This is a genomic window from Enterobacter sp. 22499, assembly GCF_052044815.1.
Lineage (GTDB): Bacteria > Pseudomonadota > Gammaproteobacteria > Enterobacterales > Enterobacteriaceae > Enterobacter > Enterobacter bugandensis.
Map to the genome: position 1 here is coordinate 1,430,169 of NZ_JBQENR010000001.1, position 17,193 is coordinate 1,447,361.

Here is a 17,193-nt window from a genome sequence, read left to right on the forward strand (position 1 = left end):
TTTTTATTAGGCGTTATACGCATTCTCGCCGTGGCTGTTGACGTCCAGACCTTCGCGCTCCTGCTCTTCCGGTACGCGCAGCCCAACGGTCATATCCGCCAGCTTATAGCCAATGAAGGCGACAACGGCAGACCACACCACGGTGATAGCGATACTTTCCAGCTGCACCAGCACCTGATGAACCATGGTGACACCTTCTGCGTAGCCCACGCCACCCAGTGATTTCGCGGCGAAGATGCCGGTCATGATACAGCCGACGATGCCGCACACGCCGTGGACGCCGAACACATCGCAAGGGTCATCCACGCGCAGCACGCGTTTCAGTGCGGTGACGCCCCACAGACCTGCCAGGCCCGCGACCAGTCCCACCAGCAGCGCACCACCGACACCCACATAGCCACACGCCGGGGTGATACCGACCAGACCGGCAATCGCCCCTGAACAGGCACCCAGCAGGGAAGGTTTACCGCGTACCGCCCACTCACCGAATACCCAGGAGAGAATTGCACCCGCCGTCGCCACAACGGTGTTTACGAAGGCCAGCGCGGCGATTTCGTTCGCGGCACTTGCGGAGCCGGCGTTGAAGCCGAACCAGCCAAAGTAGAGGATAGCCGTACCGGTAAACACCATCGGCAGGTTATGCGGTTTGAACGCCTCTTTACCGAAGCCCACGCGTTTGCCAATCAGGTATGCGCCCACCAGGCCCGCTACCGCGGCGTTGATATGGACAACGGTACCGCCCGCAAAGTCCAGCGCGCCGTGCGTTGCCAGCAGACCACCGCCCCAGACCATGTGCGCAATCGGCACATAGGAGAGGGTCAGCCAGACCACCACGAAGATCAGAACGGCAGAGAAACGGATGCGCTCCGCCAGCGCCCCCACAATCAGCCCGACGGTAATGCAGGCGAACGAGCCCTGGAACGCGACGTGGATGTACTGGTAGAAGCTGCCCATCAGCGCGGTCAGCTCAATATTTTTCAGCATTACCCAGTCGAAGTTACCAAAGAAGGCGTTGCCGGTGCCGAATGCCAGCGAGTAACCGTAAACCACCCACAGCACGCAGACCAGCGCGAACGTCACGGCAACCTGCGTCAGCATGGAGAGAACGTTTTTGCCGCGGATCAGGCCGCCGTAGAACAGCGCAATGCCCGGGATAGACATGAACAGCACCAGCGCGGTGCTGATCATCATAAAGGCGTTATCGGCTTTGTCTGCCACGGCAGGAGCAGCCAGCGCCAGGCCCGGCAGCAGTGCCAGCGAACCCAGACCCGTTTTAAGTGTTGCTATCTTCATTTTCTCGATCCCTATCACTGTGTGCCAGGCGTTATTTACAGTGCCGCTTCGTCAGATTCGCCGGTACGAATGCGAATGACGCGCTGCAGTTCGGCAACGAAAATTTTGCCGTCGCCAATTTTGCCGGTGTAGGCCGCTTTGCTAATCACATCAATCACTTCATCAAGCTGATCGTCAGCAATCGCGACATCAATTTTTACTTTTGGCAGAAAGTTAACGCTGTATTCCGCCCCGCGATAAAGCTCGGCATGACCCTTCTGACGACCAAAGCCTTTCACTTCGGTGACAGTCAGTCCCTGAATACCCATTGAGGACAATGCTTCACGCACGTCTTCCAGTTTGAATGGTTTGATTACCACCGTAACCAGCTTCATAGATCCCCTCCAGTCAGAATTCGGTAATGGCCGCAGCTCACGCAGAAGGTATTGCAAGGGGTGTGCCAGAAATGAAAACGAGAGAGAAAAGCGGTGCGACGAGCGTTATGCCGTCTTCCTTAACGAACCGGCGAAAAAAAACGCACCATGTCGGTGCACGGTGCGTTTCAGTATTGCACCAACAGGAATGACTGTTAGCGCGTTGCTTTGTTTTGGTGCATCAGGCGCTGAGCGACTCTTCCTCGCGCACGCTGGCCGCGAGCTCTTCGCCCGCCAGCTGAAGCTGATACATCTGCCAGTAGCGCCCTTTGGCTTCCAGCAGTTCACGGTGCGTCCCGCGCTCTACGGCTTGTCCGCGATGCAGCACCAGAATGGTATCGGCATCGACAATGGTGGAAAGGCGATGGGCAATCACCACCAGCGTAGTATGGTCGCGTACCGCAGCCAGCGCCTGCTGGATGGCCTGCTCGGTGCCGGAGTCAATGCTGGCCGTCGCTTCATCCAGAATCAGCACCTGCGGGGTTTCAATCAGCACCCGCGCCAGCGCAAGAAGCTGCTTTTGCCCAACGGAGAGGTTGTTTCCCTGCTCGCCCAGCCGGGTATTAATCCCGTCGCTAAACCCGCGCGCCAGGTCTGCCAGCTGCACTTTTTCCAGCACCTCCCATACCTGCTCCTGAGAGTAGTCTCGCCCCAGGGTCACGTTGGCGTAGAAGGTATCGGCCAGGACGACCGGATCCTGCTGCACCATCGCGACGCCTTTACGCAACACGTTGTGGCTGAGAGACGCGAGCGGGCGACCGTCGAGGCGGATTTCGCCTTGCGTGACCGGGTAGTAGCCCATCAACAGGCTGGCGAGCGTGCTCTTGCCGCTGCCCGTATGTCCCACCAGCGCCACGAAACCGCGCGACGGGACATCCAGCGTAATGTCCTGCAACACCAGCCGGTCTTCGCGATAGGCAAACGAGACGTTATCAAAGGCAATGGCACCGCTTTGCAGAGGTCGCTCGTCATGACCGTAGGCCTGGCGCGGCCTGTCCATCAGCTCAAACACGCGCTCGCCGGCGACGACCGCCTGCTGCAGCATCGATTGCTGGGTCGTGAGCTCGATCAGCGGCTCGTTAAGGCGCCCCAGATAGCTAATAAAAGCGTACAGCACGCCCACTTCAATCGTACCGCTTGAGCTCAGGCCAAAGAGCATCAGTAAACCGCAAAGCACCAGCGCAGAGAAAAGGCTGAGCAGCGGACGCAGCAGGAAGCCGTCAAGGCGCAGCGTCTGCATACGCGCCATATAGTGCGATCGGCTGGCTTCGCCCATCCGCTCGCCAAAGCGCGCCTGCTGGCGGAACTGCTGGATGACGCTCATGCCGTTAATCACTTCGTTGAAGCCATCGTTAATGTCGGCCAGATAGGCGCGCACCCGACGCACGATCGGCGTGCTGTAGCGCTGGTAGATGATCATCACGATCAGCACCGCCGGGAAGATGGTAATCGCCACCAGCGCCATGCGCCAGTCGAGGCTGAACATCGCCACCAGCATCGCGCCGATTAGCGCCGCGCTGCGTAACACCGTCGCGACCACGGTGACGTACAGGTCGCGGATCACTTCGGTATCGTTGGTCACGCGCGAAATCACCTGCCCGACCGGCTGGATATCAAACTCGCTGAGCGGCTGGCGAAGCGCCGCGTCCATTACATCCGTGCGCAGCTGCTGAACCACACCCACGGCGGCACGGTTAAACAGCAGCGACTGCGCATAGTGCAGCCCTGCCGCCGCCAGCTGCAACCCAACGTAGGCCACGCCTAAGCCCGCCACCAGCCTCAGCGGCAGGTAGCTTTTGGCGACCATATTGTCGATGAAGTAGCTGATGAGCAGCGGTCCGCTTACCTCAGCAATCGCCGCTATCCAGAGTAAAAGCACGGCCACGGAGAGCGGTTTGCGCCACGGCGAGCCGTAGGCCAGCAGACGTTTGAGCGTCGGCCACATCGTTCCGAGCTTACGCATTGGTGGCCTCCTGATCCTGTTCCGGCGCATCGTCCAGCGCCGCCTCAAGCTGTTGATAGCGGTACATATCGCGATACCAGCCCGGCTGCTCGGCAAGCGTTTCATGCTGCCCGCGCTGGAAAATGTGTCCGTGCTGTAAGACCAGAATTTCGCTGGCCTCGGTGAGCGCTGACAAACGGTGGGCGCTGATAATCACCGTGCGTCCGTCGCCCCACTGGCGCAGGTTATGCAGAATCTGATGCTCGGTACGACCATCCACGGCGGAGAGCGCATCATCCAGAATGAGGATTTCAGCATTCAGCAGCAGCGCGCGGGCAATCGAGATTCGCTGTTTCTGCCCGCCGGACAGCATGACGCCACGTTCCCCGACTTCCGTTTCGTAGCCCTGCGGCAGACGCAAAATATCGTCATGTACGCTGGCTAAGCGCGCCACGTGTTCGATCTCTTCCTGCGTCGCCGACGGGTGACCAAGCGCAATGTTATTCGCCACGGTGTCCGAAAATAAAAACGGCGTCTGGCTGACTACCGCCAGACGGCCACGCCACTCGTCCAGCAGCAGGTTCGCCAGGGGGATATCATGGAAACGGATATCGCCCTCGGTGACGTCAAAGTGGCGCTGAAGCAGAGAGAGCACGGTACTTTTTCCGGACCCCGTCGGGCCGCAGATGCCCAGCATCTGGCCCGGCCGCAGCGTAAAGCTAACGTTCTCCAGCACCAGATGTTCCGTTTGCGGATAGACAAATTTGCGAACGTCGACGTTCATAACGCCGCGCCCTTCCGGCACCGCTTCGCTGCCGTCATTGACCACCGGCGCTTCGGCCAGCATGGCGCGGATGCGGCTGTAGGCGGCGCTGCCGCGCTCTACGATGTTAAACATCCAGGCCAGCGCCAGCATCGGCCAGATCATCAGCCCCAGATACATCGCAAAGCTGGTCAATTGCCCCAGGGTCAATGTGCCCTGCACCACCATCCAGCTCCCGCCGCCAATGGCAAGCAGGTTTGCCATGCCGATTGCGACATAAATCGTTGGATCAAATCGCGCATCAATGCGCGCGACGCGCATGTTTTTCGCCCCCGTGTCTGCCGCATCGGCCGCAAACAGCGCGGACTGCCGATCTTCCAGGCCAAACGCTTTGATCATGCGGATGCTGGTCATGCTCTCCTGGGTGCGATCGTTCAAAGAAGAAAACGCCGCCTGCGCCAGCTTGAAGCGCTCGTGCAGCTGTTCGCCGTAGCGATTGATCGCCAGCGCCATGATCGGCATCGGCAGCAGGGCGAGCAGGGTTAATTGCCAGCTGATCTGCGTGGACATGACGATCAGCACCGCACAGCCCATCACCAGCGAGTCCACCAGCGTCAGCACCCCTTCCCCGGCGGCAAAGACCACGCGATCGACGTCGTTCGTCGCGCGGGCAATGAGATCCCCGGTGCGATGACGCAGATAAAATTCGGGATGCTGTCGGCTCAGCTGGCGGTAAAAATCTTCACGCAGCTCAACGGCCAGCTGATAGGACGCACCAAACAGCAGCACGCGCCAGACGTAGCGCAGGAGATAAACAATGACCGCCGTCAGCACCAGCGTGCCGACCCACATCAACACCCGTGCGGTGGTGTAATGCTGTTCAGTGACGCCATCCACGACGTAGCCCACCACCTTCGGCGGGATCAGCTGCAAAATGGCAATGATAATAAGCAGGGCGACTGCACCGAGGTAGCGTTGCCACTCCCGACGAAAGTACCAGCTTAATTGGGCAAATAATCGCACGCGGTTTGTTCCTGAAGGTATTTTACGAAGTTATTCAATGGGTAAGGCTGTGGTGTACTTAATCTGTTCCATGGCGAAGCTTGAGGTGACGTCCGACAAGCCCGGGACGCTGTTCACCAGCCGCTTGTAGAAATCATCATAGCGCTTCATGTCAGCCACCTGGACGCGCATCAGGTAGTCGTACTCGCCGGCCATACGCCAGAAGCCGAGCACCTCGGGCATCTCAGACACCTGAGTGACGAAGCGGCAATACCACTCGCTGCTGTGGTGTTGGGTTTTTATCAGCACAAATGCCGTCAGCCCAAGCCCCAGTTTTTCGGGATCGAGTAATGCGACGCGCCCCAGAAGAATGCCGTCATCTTCCAGCTTTTTTAGGCGCTTCCAGCACGGTGTGGTGGTCAGATTAACGGCATCTGCCAGCGCCTGCAAAGAGAGGGTACAGTCACTTTGCAGCAATGAAAGGAGCTTGCGGTCAATTTTATCTAGCATACCCACCTCATAGAGAAAATTTTTCTCCCTTCATTCTATTTTAAAGGCCAGATAGCAACAATTTTTTCTGTGCTTTTCGCTATGCTGGGCACAAAATGACAAACGGATAACTACGATGAATAGCACCTGGGTTAAACATGCCATCAGCGAAATCAATGCCGACTACCAGCGCTCGGCGGATACCCACCTGATTCGCCTCCCCCTGCCGGGATTTGACGGTATTCATCTCTACCTGAAGGATGAAAGCACCCATCCTACCGGTAGCCTGAAGCATCGCCTGGCGCGCTCTCTGTTTTTATACGGTTTGTGCAACGGCTGGATCAAAGAAGGCACGACCATTATTGAATCCTCATCCGGTTCAACGGCGGTGTCTGAAGCCTATTTCGCTCGTCTGCTGGGCCTGCCGTTTATCGCCGTGATGCCCTCCTGCACCGCAAAACGAAAAATCGAGCAGATCGAATTTTACGGCGGACGCTGCCATTTTGTGGAAAGCGCCTGCGAGATCTACGCCGCCTCTGAAATGCTCGCCCGCGAGCTAAACGGCCACTATATGGACCAGTTCACCTTTGCCGAGCGCGCAACGGACTGGCGCGGCAATAACAACATTGCCGACAGTATTTTCCGCCAGATGACCCACGAGCCGCATCCGGTTCCGTCGTACATTGTGATGAGCGCCGGTACGGGCGGCACGTCAGCCACTATCGGACGATACATTCGCTGTCAGGGCTACGATACCCAGCTGATGGTAGTTGACCCCCAGAACTCCGTGTTCCTCGACTACTGGCAAAGCCGCGATGCCGGCCTGCGCAGTCCGGTGGGCAGTAAAATTGAAGGAATTGGCCGCCCGCGCGTGGAACCGTCGTTCATTCCTGACGTTGTCGACGAAATGCTCCGCGTGCCGGACGCCGCCAGCGTCGCCACCGCGCACTGGCTGGAAACGCAGCTTGGCCGCAAGGTGGGCGCATCAACGGGCACCAACATGTGGGGCGCACTGCAGCTTGCGGCACGCATGCGCGAGGAAGGGCGTACCGGCTCAATCGTCACGCTGCTGTGCGACAGCGGCGAGCGCTACCTTGAGACCTACTACAATGCGGAGTGGGTACAGGCCAACATCGGCGACATCACCCCGTGGAAAGCGCAAATTGCGCAGCTGCTGAAATAAAAAAAAAGCCAGACCGAAGTCTGGCTTGCTGGAAGGGTCTCACAATTCGGGGGAATATGGGAGGTTGTTGTTGTCCAGCCAATGCGTCAAAAAATGGGACACCGCTTCGTTGCCGCAGTGTCCGATAACCGGCAGATGAGGAAGCTCTGCGATCAGCTGCGGCATCGCATTCCCCATAATCAGGCCGCGCCCAACGCTGCCCAGCATTTCGCGGTCATTCATGGCGTCGCCAAACGCCATACACTCCTGCAGCGTTAAGCCCAGGTGGTCGCTGAGCACCGCCAGGGCTGAACCTTTGTTACAGCCCACCGGCAGGACTTCAAGACAATCAACCGCCGAGAAGGTCAGGTGCGCCCGGTCGCCCAGCGCCTCATTTAACTGAATGCGTAAGCGGCAAAGATCGTCGTGATCGCCACAGAAGCAAATCTTGGTCACCGCGTGGGCGGGGATCCGGCGCAGATCCATAAGCTGGTATTTGAAGCCGCTATAAACATGCGCGTGCAACAATTCGGGGATTTCGCTTCCGGTAAACCAGCCTTGATCGTTGAATACGTGGATACTGGCCTGCGTGTCCCACGTGCTGTGCAGAACAATATCCGCCACTTCCGGGTTGAGATCCTGGCGGTGCAGCACCTCTCCTTCAATGGTGTGAATGCGCGTTCCGTTACCCGTGATTAAAAACGCATCCAGGGAAAACGTGCCCAGCAGATGACGCATCTCCAGCACGTGGCGGCCAGTGGCAAACGTCAGGGTGACATCACGCTCGCGCAGACGCTTCAGGGTACTCAGCGTTTTCTCCCCCAGACGGTGATCCGGCATTAACAACGTACCGTCCATATCAAATGCAGCGAGGCGGGCCATGATTACTCCTGAAATGTGATGCGATTAACTTGTGCATCAGTATCGTGTGATATATACGGAAGTAATAGTGAATAGATGAAAATTATTGTTCCGGGTTTCTTATGCGCCAGCTTAACCGTCTTAACCAGTATCAACGCCTGTGGCAACCTTCCGCTGGCGCTCCACAGCAGGTCACCATAAGTGAGCTTGCCAGCCGCTGTTTTTGTAGCGAGCGACATGTCCGCACCCTGCTGCGTCAGGCTCAGGAGGCGGGCTGGCTCAGCTGGCACGCGCGGTCTGGTCGCGGCAAGCGCGGTGAGCTGACGTTCCATGCCAGCCCGGAGTCACTGCGCAATGCGATGATGGAAGAGGCGCTGAAGAGCGGGCAGCAGCATAACGCGCTGGAGCTGGCCCAGCTTGCTCCTGAAGCGCTGAGATCGTTGTTGCATCCATTTTTAGGCGGGCAGTGGCAAAACGACACGCCGACGCTGCGCATCCCCTACTATCGCTCGCTGGAGCCGCTTCAGCCGGGCTTTTTGCCTGGCCGGGCGGAGCAGCATCTGGCGGGACAGGTATTTTCTGGCTTGACGCGTTTTAACGGTAACAGCAGTGAACCCACGGGCGATCTCGCGCATCACTGGGAGGTCTCTGCTGACGGGCTGCGCTGGCATTTCTACATTCGCTCCACCCTGCACTGGCATAACGGCGATAAAATAGAAACGGCGCAGCTCCAGCGAAGCCTGACGGCACTGTTGACGCTTCCCGCCCTGCGCACCCTGTTCAGGAGCGTTTTACGTATCGAAACAACGCATCCACAGTGTCTGACATTTGTGCTGCATCAACCGGACTATTGGCTGGCGCACAGGCTGGCAACCTACTGCAGCCGTCTGGCGCATCCCGACTACCCTGAACTTGGCTGCGGCCCCTTCCGGCTGGCCGCCTTTGAGCCCGACCTGGTTCGTCTGGAAAGCCATGAGCAATACCACCTGAGCCATCCTCTGCTCAAAGCCATCGAATACTGGATCACTCCCCAGCTGTTTGATTACAGGCTGGGCACCAGCTGTCGTCACCCGGTGCAAATCGCGATTGGCGAGGCCGATGAGCTTGAAACCCTGAGGCTGGTCAGCAGCAGCACCAGCCTGGGCTTCTGTTACCTCACGCTGAAACAGAGCGCGCGTGTGAGTGAGATCCAGGCGAAGCGGCTTATCAATATCATCCATCTCTCCAGGCTTCTGCACACGCTTCCGCTCAACGAAGGACTCATTACGCCCACCGGGGAACTGCTTCCCGGCTGGACAATCCCCGAATGGCCTGACTTAACGGAAGTTGCCCTGCCTGAGGCGCTGACGCTGGTTTACCATCTTCCCGTTGAGCTTCACACCATGGCCAGCCAGTTAAAGGCGTACCTGGCGCGACAGGGTTGTGACCTGACCGTCATCTTCCACGACGCCAAGACGTGGGACGGATGCCAGCAGCTTGCCGATGCAGACATCATGATGGGGGACAGGCTGATAGGCGAAGCGCCAGCGTATACGCTTGAGCAGTGGCTGCGCTGCGATGCCCTGTGGCCGCACGTGTTAAGCGCACCGGCCTACGCCCATCTGCAAGCCACGCTGGATGCGGTGCAGTCTCAGGCCGAAGCTCGGGACCGACACGCCGGTCTGCAAGCCATTTTCAACCGCCTGATGGAGAATGCGGTGCTGACGCCGCTTTTTAACTATCAATATCAAATCAGCGCCCCGCCGGGAGTCAACGGCATACGCCTCAACACCCGCGGCTGGTTTGATTTTACCGAAGCCTGGCTTCCCGCCCCCAAATCGTGAAGAAGCTGGTCGCCGCCGTAGCCAGACGGTAACATAACGTTTTTACCGTAACAGTCGAGATGATTTATGAAACGTGCCGTCGTCGTGTTCAGCGGAGGACAAGACTCTACAACCTGCCTGGTTCAGGCCCTTCATCAGTATGATGAAGTTCACTGTGTGACTTTCGATTATGGCCAGCGTCACCGCGCTGAAATCGACGTTGCCCGTGAACTGGCCCTTAAACTGGGGGCACGCGCGCACAAGGTGCTGGACGTTACGCTGTTAAATGAACTGGCCGTCAGCAGCCTCACCCGGGACAGTATTCCTGTACCGGACTACGAACCCGATGCCAGCGGCATTCCGAACACGTTTGTGCCGGGGCGTAATATTCTGTTCCTGACCCTGACGGCGATTTATGCCTATCAGGTAAAAGCCGAAGCGGTAATTACGGGCGTATGCGAGACCGACTTCTCAGGATACCCGGACTGCCGCGATGAGTTTGTCAAAGCGCTCAACCACGCCGTCAATCTGGGGATGGCGAAAGAGACGCGCTTTGAAACCCCGCTCATGTGGCTGGATAAAGCCGAAACCTGGGCGCTGGCCGACTACTGGGGCAAGCTGGATTTGGTTCGCAGCGAAACCCTCACCTGCTATAACGGCATCAAAGGCGACGGTTGCGGCCAGTGCGCCGCCTGTAATCTGCGCGCTAACGGGCTTAACCACTATCTTGCCGATAAAGCCGGCGTGATGGCCGCGATGCAGAAAAAGACCGGGCTTAAATAGGGCTACTTAACCGTGCTGTCGAACAGTTTCACACCGGCAGCACGGGTGACTTTCATCAGCGTTGTCAGCGTTGGGTTGCCGTTGTCTGATAAGGTTCGGTATAGCTGCTGACGAGAGAGGCCTGATTTAGCAGAAATTTCTCCGATGCCACCGCGTGCTTCGATAACCTGGCGGAGTGCAATGAGATAGGCAGGGATCCCCTGGTCTTCATAGATTTCTTCCAGGGCTGTTTGCAAATAACGCTGAGCGTAGGAAGGATTCTCTCGTAGCATTTTCACAACAGCATCATGATGGCTAACAGAACTCGAATATTTTCGTTCAGTGGCGCTCATTCGATTGTCCTTTAATTTGATGATCTTTCCAGTAATCTATTGCCAGTTTGATATCCGCTTTTTGGCTCTTTTTGTCACCACCGATAAGTAACAATAAAACCTGCCGATTCTTTACTGCAAAATAGATTCTGTAGCCGGGGCCACTGTCGACTCGCATCTCCCAAACACCTTCCCTGAGGTATCTGTAATCGCCAAAATTACGTTTTATTGCGCGGTTGATCCGCATAAGGATCCGGAAAACCGTATCCGGATCCCTTCGATTCATTCTGGCTACCCACTCCTCAAACGGCACTTTCCCGTCACGGGTCCGGTAACGTTCAACAACGTAGTCCCTGTCCATTATTCTATCCCTGAAAAATCCTTTTGTCTTTTATAAAAGACAAAATCCTACGCGATCATCAACTCCAGCTTTTCCCGCAGCTCCCCTTCCAGCGGCAGCGCTTTCTGAGTTTTCAGATCGATACAGACAAAGGTGATCAGTGCATCAGCCACCACCTGCCCTTCTGGATCGAGCGTCACCACCTGGCTTAACACGCCGCTCTTGCCGTTTAGCTGTTGTACCTGGCTGGTCAAGGTGAGCACATCGCCCAGCACGGCCGGACGGCGATAGTTGATGTTGATATTGACGACCACGAACGCGATGTTGTGCGCGGTCAGCCACTGAAAGCTTTCACTGTTTTCCAGCCCGTCCCAGCGCGCTTCTTCAAGAAACTCAAGATAGCGAGCGTTATTGACGTGCTGATAAACATCAAGATGGAAACCGCGTACTTTGATTTTTGTCTGCATAGCGCAATAGCCTTTCATTGTTTTAGGATCAGAGGTCATAACTGGTATGACCTCTTTATCCTGGCAAACTTTTGCCGCAGTGCAAGAAATTGCGTTATTACAGTGTCAGGTGTGAGAGGTTGCGCTCAACCAGCGCGCTGCCCATGCCCGGAACCTGTTTGAGATCGTCGACCGTTTTGAATGGGCCGTACTCTTCACGATAGCTGACGATAGCCTGCGCTTTTTTCAGGCCCACGCCATTCATTGCACGGGCGAGATCCTCTGCCGAGGCCGAGTTAATGCTGACCCGCGTACCGTCATCATCCGCATTTTTACCGACGTCAGCCGCTTTGGTCTGCCCTTGTACCGGCGCGGCCGCGTCAGACTTGCTCTGCGTAGCCTGTGGTTTGGCGGCGGTCGCCGCCGCCTGCGCGCCCGCGCTCATCCCGGTGGTGGCAATAGCCAGCGTAATTAACAGTGCTTTGATTCCACATTTCATGCTGTTATCTCCTTGTTTGTTGACAGCCACGCAACGATAGCCGCCTGTGAAAACAGGCACAAACAGCAGATTGCAGAAATGGAAAAGGCCGCGAAAGCGGCCTTTAGTTTTTGCACAGCGTTACGAAAATCTGCGAGCAGACACGTAATTACTGCTGCTGAGTCATGACATCGCCCAGCTTGATTTTGGCGTCTTTACGCAGGTTGCTCATCATGGCTTCGAAAGCAATCTGAGCATTGTTCTGAGTAATGCCCTGAACCATCGCCTTCTTCTGCGCTTCTGGCAGAGTGCCGGCTTTCACGTCGTCCAGCGCCAGCAGAACAACGTTACCTTGCATATCGGTGGTGGTACCGAAGCTTGGCTTGTCTTTTGCCGGCAGCGTCAGACTAAACGCGGCCTGACTGATTGGGTCCTGACCGGTGCGGCTCAACGTTTTCGCCTCACCGAAGCTCAGACCTGCCGCTTTCAGCGCGTCCTGTTTACCCGCTTTCAGATCGGCCAGAATCTTCTCAGCGTCCAGTTTAGCCTGCTGTTCTGCTTTGTTATGCTTAACCTGAGCGACGACCTGATCCTTCACTTCCGCCAGCGGTTTGACCGCTTCTGGCTTGTGCTCGCTGACGCGCAGAACAAAGGCGCGATCGCCGTCAACGGTAATGATGTCAGAGTTGCTGCCCGGCGTGCCGTTCTCGCCCACCAGACCACCGTTAAAGATGGCATCAGAAACCGGTTTGAAGTTCAGCTCTTCCGGCAGGTTGTCGCGACCAAACCAGCCGGTCTCAACCGCTTTCACACCCGCCGCCTGCTCTGCACCTGCCAGAGATTCGTTGTCGTTGCTGGCAGCATCGCTCACCTTCTGCTGCAGCGCGTAGTAGGCATCCAGGGCTTTTTCCTGTTTCACTTTCGCGGCAATATCATCACGAACCTCAGCCAGCGGCTTGGTTTTCGCCGGGGTGATGTCGTCCAGACGCACGACCAGGAAACCAACGGATGATTTAATCACACCAGACAGCTGGCCTTTCTCTTTCAGGCCGGCATTTTTCAGCTCGTCGGGCGTGGTTGCGTCTTCCAGCCAGCCCATATCACCGCCGTTTTTCGCAGAGATAATGTCGGTGGATTTCGCTTTCGCAAGGGTGGCGAAATCAGCGCCTTTGTTCAGCTCATCCAGTACCGCCTTAGCATCTGCTTCAGTTTTGGTCTGAATCACGCTGTAGCGGTTACGCTGCGGCTGAGTGAATTGATCCTGATGCTGGTCGTAGTAAGACTGGATCTCGGCATCAGACGCGCTTTCCTGCAGCGCAGCTGCATCCAGCTTGATGTAGCTGACGCGGAACTGCTCCGGAGAAACAAAGGCGTTTTTATTCTGCTCGTAGTAAGCATTAACGTCTGCGTCGCTCACCTGCTGTTTCGCCGCCAGGGCGTTCACATCAATGGTCGCTTCACGGACCACGCGCTGCTGGGCCACCAGCGCGGCCAGTTCGTCGGTTTCACCTTTAAGCATGAAATCGGTACCCACGACAGCGTTAATGAGCTGCTGGGTCGTCAGCTGGTTACGCAGCGCCTGCGCGTACTGATCCGCCGTCATGCCCATCTGGTTAACGATACTGTTGTAACGCGCGTTGTCGAATTTACCGTTAGACTGGAATGCCTGAGTGGCGAAGATCGCTTTTTTGACCTGCTCGTCGCTGATGCCAAGGCCCAGCTTTTTGGCATACTGATCCAGCAGCGCTTCGTCGATAAGACGGTTCAGTGTCTGTTGGCGCAGGGTTTTCATGTACCCTTCATTCGCCGCCAGTTCAGAGAATTGGTCGCCCAGCTGTTGCTGCATACGGTTACGCTCACCGGCAAAAGCATTCTCGAACTGACCACGGCTGATTTCCTGGCCATTCACTTTTGCGGCATAATTCGCGCCACCGCCAATAAGGTAACTGCTCACGCCGGTCAATATGAACGACACGATAATGATACCGAAAATAATCTTGAGCACGAGACTGTTAGCAGCCGTGCGTAAGCTGTCCATCATGGTGTAACAACACTCCGCTGTAGGTGACTGGTTACCTGACGCTGACGGAAAATCCTGCCCGTCGCGCGTGAAGGCGTATTGTGACAAGAAAACGGGGCGATTGTCAGCCCACAACTCGCATAAACTCGCACAAATCAGGTCTGGACAAACAAAAAAGGCACATCAAACGATGCGCCCTTGTACTATCCGGCTTCCCTGAAACGGGAAAGCAATCAGTTTACTGCGTCTTTCAGCGCTTTACCTGCACGGAAACCCGGCACTTTAGCAGCAGCAATGGTGATCTCTTTACCGGTCTGAGGGTTGCGGCCAGTACGGGCAGCACGCTCTTTAACAGCAAAAGTACCGAAGCCTACCAGTGCAACGTCGTCCCCAGCCTGCAGAGATTCAGTAACAGAAGCAATTAATGCATCTAACGCACGTCCAGCTGCAGCTTTAGAAATATCAGCACCAGCAGCAATTTTGTCAATCAGTTGAGATTTATTCACTGTTCTCTTCCTCTCTTTATAATTTATATCGCGCCTGAGTCCTTCACAACGCGACCGCGCAGCAGTTATATCAGGCCTGCCATGACCTTACAACACCCGTTGTTGATGGCTGACCTAATCAGCAATCTAAATTAGCTATACAAAAAAAGGCTGGCAAGTGCGAAATGACTTACCAGCCTTGTTTTTATTGACGCTCTTTGCGCGAGGTCACTATTTTGCGGTTACAACCTGCATTCCGGAGGGTTCATTCTGCAGTGCGAGACTGAGAACTTCCTCAATTCGCTTAACAGGATGGATCTGCAGATCGGCAATCACGTTGTCCGGAATCTCTTCCAGATCGCGTTTATTTTCGTAAGGGATTAATACGGTTTTGATCCCACCGCGGTGTGCCGCCAGCAGTTTTTCTTTTAATCCGCCGATTGGCAGGACCTGACCGCGCAGCGTAATTTCACCAGTCATTGCCACATCGGCACGTACCGGGTTGCCCGTCAGACAGGAAACCAGAGCGGTACACATGGCAATACCCGCGCTTGGGCCATCTTTCGGCGTCGCCCCTTCAGGAACGTGAACGTGAATGTCGCGTTTTTCGTAGAAATCCGGGTTGATACCCAGTTTTTCCGCGCGCGCGCGCACCACAGTCAGCGCTGCCTGGATGGACTCCTGCATCACTTCACCCAGCGAGCCGGTGTAGGTCAGCTTGCCTTTGCCCGGCACACAGGCGGTTTCGATGGTCAGCAGATCGCCGCCCACTTCCGTCCATGCCAGACCGGTCACCTGACCCACGCGGTTTTCGTTATCCGCGCGGCCATAGTCGAAGCGCTGAACGCCGAGGTAGGCATGCAGATTGTCACCGTTAATCACGATGTGCTTCAGGCTCTTATCCAGCAGCAGCTGTTTTACCGCCTTACGGCACAGCTTAGATATTTCGCGCTCAAGGCTACGCACGCCCGCTTCACGGGTGTAGTAGCGAATGATGCCGATAATCGCGCTGTCCTCGACGGTCAGCTCGTTGGCTTTCAGCGCGTTACGCTCAATCTGCTTCGGCAGCAGGTGCTGTTTAGCAATGTTCAGCTTTTCGTCTTCGGTATAACCGGAGAGGCGGATCACTTCCATACGGTCCAGCAGCGGTGCCGGTATGTTCATGGAGTTGGACGTTGCCACGAACATTACATCGCTGAGGTCGTAGTCCACTTCCAGGTAGTGATCGCTGAACGCCACGTTCTGTTCTGGATCAAGCACTTCCAGCAGAGCAGACGCCGGGTCACCGCGCATGTCCGACGACATTTTGTCGATCTCATCAAGCAGGAACAGCGGATTTTTAACCCCCACTTTCGCCATTTTCTGGATCAGTTTACCCGGCATAGAACCGATGTAGGTACGGCGGTGACCGCGGATTTCCGCTTCATCACGCACGCCGCCCAGCGCCATACGGATGTACTTACGTCCGGTCGCTTTGGCGATGGACTGGCCCAGAGAGGTTTTACCCACCCCCGGCGGTCCTACCAGGCACAGAATTGGGCCTTTAATTTTGTTTACACGGCTCTGTACCGCGAGGTACTCAAGGATGCGGTCTTTCACGCGTTCCAGGCCGTAGTGGTCAGTATCGAGGATCTCCTGGGCCTGACGCAGGTCTTTCTTGACCTTGCTGCGGGCGTTCCACGGAACCTGCACCATCCACTCAATGTAACCGCGCACGACGGTTGCTTCAGCCGACATCGGAGACATCATTTTCAGCTTCTGCAGTTCTGCTTCGGCTTTCTCTTTCGCCTCTTTCGGCATCTTCGCCGCGTCGATCTTACGCTTCAGCGCTTCGTTTTCGTCCGGTGCGTCGTCCATCTCGCCCAGCTCTTTCTGAATGGCCTTCATTTGCTCATTCAGATAGTACTCACGCTGAGATTTTTCCATCTGCTTTTTCACGCGGTTACGAATGCGCTTCTCAACCTGCAGCAGATCGATTTCAGACTCCATCATCGCCATCAGATATTCCAGACGTTCGTTAACGTCGGACATCTCCAGCACGGACTGTTTGTCAGCCAGCTTCAGCGGCATGTGTGCAGCGATGGTGTCCGCCAGACGCGCAGGATCGTCGATGCTGTTCAGCGACGTCAGCACTTCTGGTGGGATTTTCTTGTTCAGCTTGATATAGCCTTCGAACTGGCTAATCGCGGTACGTACCAGCACTTCCTGCTCGCGCTCATCAAGTTCAGGCGAATCAAGGTACTCTGCCTTGGCAGAGAAGTGTTCGCCATCGTCTGACAGCGTGGTAATACGCGCACGCTGTAAGCCTTCGACCAGCACCTTCACGGTGCCGTCCGGCAGCTTCAGCATTTGTAAAATAGAGGCCACGGTCCCGACGGTGAAAAGATCGTTTACACCCGGCTCATCCGTTGATGCTTCTTTCTGGGCCACCAGCATGATTTTTTTATCATGATCCATGGCGGCTTCGAGGCAACGGATAGATTTTTCCCGCCCTACAAATAAGGGTATGACCATGTGCGGATAAACCACCACATCGCGCAACGGCAATACGGGGATTTCAATGCGTTCAGAACGCTCAGGATTCATAGAGCTCTCTCTTAGTT

The 17,193-nt window shown here is 56.2% G+C and carries 16 protein-coding genes; 3 read left to right on the forward strand and 13 right to left on the reverse strand.

Annotated elements, in window-relative coordinates; translation table 11 throughout:
* Positions 1 to 6: 6 nt before the first annotated feature.
* The 5 genes from amtB to ACTJI7_RS07045 form a co-directional block, all read right to left on the reverse strand.
* The gene (gene amtB, locus ACTJI7_RS07025; RefSeq protein ID WP_014882787.1) at positions 7 to 1,293 is read right to left on the reverse strand and encodes an ammonium transporter AmtB; all 1,287 of its coding nucleotides are present in this window, start codon (positions 1,291 to 1,293) and stop codon (positions 7 to 9) included.
* Between the two features lie 35 nt (positions 1,294 to 1,328).
* On the reverse strand, positions 1,329 to 1,667 hold the full coding sequence (glnK, locus tag ACTJI7_RS07030) for a P-II family nitrogen regulator (RefSeq protein WP_008503304.1): 339 nt from the start codon (positions 1,665 to 1,667) through the stop codon (positions 1,329 to 1,331).
* Between the two features lie 220 nt (positions 1,668 to 1,887).
* Entirely contained in the window at positions 1,888 to 3,669 is a 1,782-nt protein-coding gene (locus ACTJI7_RS07035; protein WP_028012171.1) for a SmdB family multidrug efflux ABC transporter permease/ATP-binding protein, read from the reverse strand.
* The gene (locus tag ACTJI7_RS07040; protein WP_048961228.1) at positions 3,662 to 5,434 is read right to left on the reverse strand and encodes a SmdA family multidrug ABC transporter permease/ATP-binding protein; all 1,773 of its coding nucleotides are present in this window, start codon (positions 5,432 to 5,434) and stop codon (positions 3,662 to 3,664) included. Before ACTJI7_RS07040 ends, ACTJI7_RS07035 begins: the two co-directional genes overlap by 8 nt.
* Positions 5,435 to 5,464: 30 nt before the next feature.
* Positions 5,465 to 5,923 (reverse strand): Lrp/AsnC family transcriptional regulator, encoded by a 459-nt coding sequence (locus ACTJI7_RS07045; protein WP_008503307.1) that lies wholly within the window; start codon positions 5,921 to 5,923, stop codon positions 5,465 to 5,467.
* Positions 5,924 to 6,038: 115 nt separating this feature from the next.
* Here ACTJI7_RS07045 and ACTJI7_RS07050 point away from each other — a divergent pair, with 115 nt between their 5' ends.
* Positions 6,039 to 7,085, forward strand: a complete 1,047-nt coding sequence (locus ACTJI7_RS07050; protein WP_028012169.1) for a PLP-dependent cysteine synthase family protein — start codon at positions 6,039 to 6,041, stop codon at positions 7,083 to 7,085.
* Between the two features lie 39 nt (positions 7,086 to 7,124).
* Here ACTJI7_RS07050 and cof read toward each other — a convergent pair whose 3' ends face one another.
* Positions 7,125 to 7,946 carry an HMP-PP phosphatase gene (gene cof, locus ACTJI7_RS07055; protein ID WP_048961227.1) on the reverse strand — a complete coding sequence of 274 codons (822 nt, stop codon included), beginning with the start codon at positions 7,944 to 7,946 and terminating at the stop codon, positions 7,125 to 7,127.
* Between the two features lie 101 nt (positions 7,947 to 8,047).
* Here cof and ACTJI7_RS07060 point away from each other — a divergent pair, with 101 nt between their 5' ends.
* Together ACTJI7_RS07060 and queC are read left to right on the forward strand one after the other, a co-directional pair.
* Positions 8,048 to 9,748 (forward strand): SgrR family transcriptional regulator, encoded by a 1,701-nt coding sequence (locus tag ACTJI7_RS07060; RefSeq protein ID WP_047367610.1) that lies wholly within the window; start codon positions 8,048 to 8,050, stop codon positions 9,746 to 9,748.
* 66 nt (positions 9,749 to 9,814) lie between these two features.
* Positions 9,815 to 10,510, forward strand: coding sequence for a 7-cyano-7-deazaguanine synthase QueC (queC, locus tag ACTJI7_RS07065; protein ID WP_008503311.1), 696 nt, complete (start codon positions 9,815 to 9,817; stop codon positions 10,508 to 10,510).
* A 2-nt stretch (positions 10,511 to 10,512) separates the two neighbouring features.
* Here queC and ACTJI7_RS07070 read toward each other — a convergent pair whose 3' ends face one another.
* The 7 genes from ACTJI7_RS07070 to lon all read right to left on the reverse strand — a co-directional run bounded on the left by ACTJI7_RS07070 (position 10,513) and on the right by lon (position 17,176).
* On the reverse strand, positions 10,513 to 10,842 hold the full coding sequence (locus tag ACTJI7_RS07070; protein ID WP_028012165.1) for an addiction module antidote protein: 330 nt from the start codon (positions 10,840 to 10,842) through the stop codon (positions 10,513 to 10,515).
* The gene (locus ACTJI7_RS07075; protein WP_028012164.1) at positions 10,829 to 11,182 is read right to left on the reverse strand and encodes a type II toxin-antitoxin system RelE/ParE family toxin; all 354 of its coding nucleotides are present in this window, start codon (positions 11,180 to 11,182) and stop codon (positions 10,829 to 10,831) included. The genes ACTJI7_RS07070 and ACTJI7_RS07075 overlap by 14 nt, the downstream gene beginning before the upstream one ends.
* 47 nt (positions 11,183 to 11,229) lie before the next feature.
* Positions 11,230 to 11,628 carry a YbgC/FadM family acyl-CoA thioesterase gene (locus ACTJI7_RS07080; RefSeq protein ID WP_440669941.1) on the reverse strand — a complete coding sequence of 133 codons (399 nt, stop codon included), beginning with the start codon at positions 11,626 to 11,628 and terminating at the stop codon, positions 11,230 to 11,232.
* A 97-nt stretch (positions 11,629 to 11,725) separates the two neighbouring features.
* The gene (locus ACTJI7_RS07085; RefSeq protein WP_041911079.1) at positions 11,726 to 12,106 is read right to left on the reverse strand and encodes a helix-hairpin-helix domain-containing protein; all 381 of its coding nucleotides are present in this window, start codon (positions 12,104 to 12,106) and stop codon (positions 11,726 to 11,728) included.
* 148 nt (positions 12,107 to 12,254) lie between these two features.
* Positions 12,255 to 14,126, reverse strand: a complete 1,872-nt coding sequence (ppiD, locus tag ACTJI7_RS07090; protein ID WP_028012162.1) for a peptidylprolyl isomerase — start codon at positions 14,124 to 14,126, stop codon at positions 12,255 to 12,257.
* Positions 14,127 to 14,338: 212 nt separating this feature from the next.
* Positions 14,339 to 14,611, reverse strand: a complete 273-nt coding sequence (gene hupB, locus ACTJI7_RS07095; protein WP_002444653.1) for a nucleoid-associated protein HU-beta — start codon at positions 14,609 to 14,611, stop codon at positions 14,339 to 14,341.
* A 210-nt stretch (positions 14,612 to 14,821) separates the two neighbouring features.
* Positions 14,822 to 17,176, reverse strand: a complete 2,355-nt coding sequence (gene lon, locus ACTJI7_RS07100) for an endopeptidase La (RefSeq protein WP_023334706.1) — start codon at positions 17,174 to 17,176, stop codon at positions 14,822 to 14,824.
* Between the last annotated feature and the right edge of the window lie 17 nt (positions 17,177 to 17,193).

Coding starts and splice junctions, on each gene's coding strand:
- amtB (WP_014882787.1), bottom strand. CDS start 1,293: ATGAAGATAGCAACACTTAAAACGGGTCTGGGTTCGCTGGCACTGCTG.
- glnK (WP_008503304.1), bottom strand. CDS start 1,667: ATGAAGCTGGTTACGGTGGTAATCAAACCATTCAAACTGGAAGACGTG.
- ACTJI7_RS07035 (WP_028012171.1), bottom strand. CDS start 3,669: ATGCGTAAGCTCGGAACGATGTGGCCGACGCTCAAACGTCTGCTGGCC.
- ACTJI7_RS07045 (WP_008503307.1), bottom strand. CDS start 5,923: ATGCTAGATAAAATTGACCGCAAGCTCCTTTCATTGCTGCAAAGTGAC.
- ACTJI7_RS07050 (WP_028012169.1), top strand. CDS start 6,039: ATGAATAGCACCTGGGTTAAACATGCCATCAGCGAAATCAATGCCGAC.
- cof (WP_048961227.1), bottom strand. CDS start 7,946: ATGGCCCGCCTCGCTGCATTTGATATGGACGGTACGTTGTTAATGCCG.
- ACTJI7_RS07060 (WP_047367610.1), top strand. CDS start 8,048: ATGCGCCAGCTTAACCGTCTTAACCAGTATCAACGCCTGTGGCAACCT.
- queC (WP_008503311.1), top strand. CDS start 9,815: ATGAAACGTGCCGTCGTCGTGTTCAGCGGAGGACAAGACTCTACAACC.
- ACTJI7_RS07070 (WP_028012165.1), bottom strand. CDS start 10,842: ATGAGCGCCACTGAACGAAAATATTCGAGTTCTGTTAGCCATCATGAT.
- ACTJI7_RS07075 (WP_028012164.1), bottom strand. CDS start 11,182: ATGGACAGGGACTACGTTGTTGAACGTTACCGGACCCGTGACGGGAAA.
- ACTJI7_RS07080 (WP_440669941.1), bottom strand. CDS start 11,628: ATGCAGACAAAAATCAAAGTACGCGGTTTCCATCTTGATGTTTATCAG.
- ACTJI7_RS07085 (WP_041911079.1), bottom strand. CDS start 12,106: ATGAAATGTGGAATCAAAGCACTGTTAATTACGCTGGCTATTGCCACC.
- ppiD (WP_028012162.1), bottom strand. CDS start 14,126: ATGATGGACAGCTTACGCACGGCTGCTAACAGTCTCGTGCTCAAGATT.
- lon (WP_023334706.1), bottom strand. CDS start 17,176: ATGAATCCTGAGCGTTCTGAACGCATTGAAATCCCCGTATTGCCGTTG.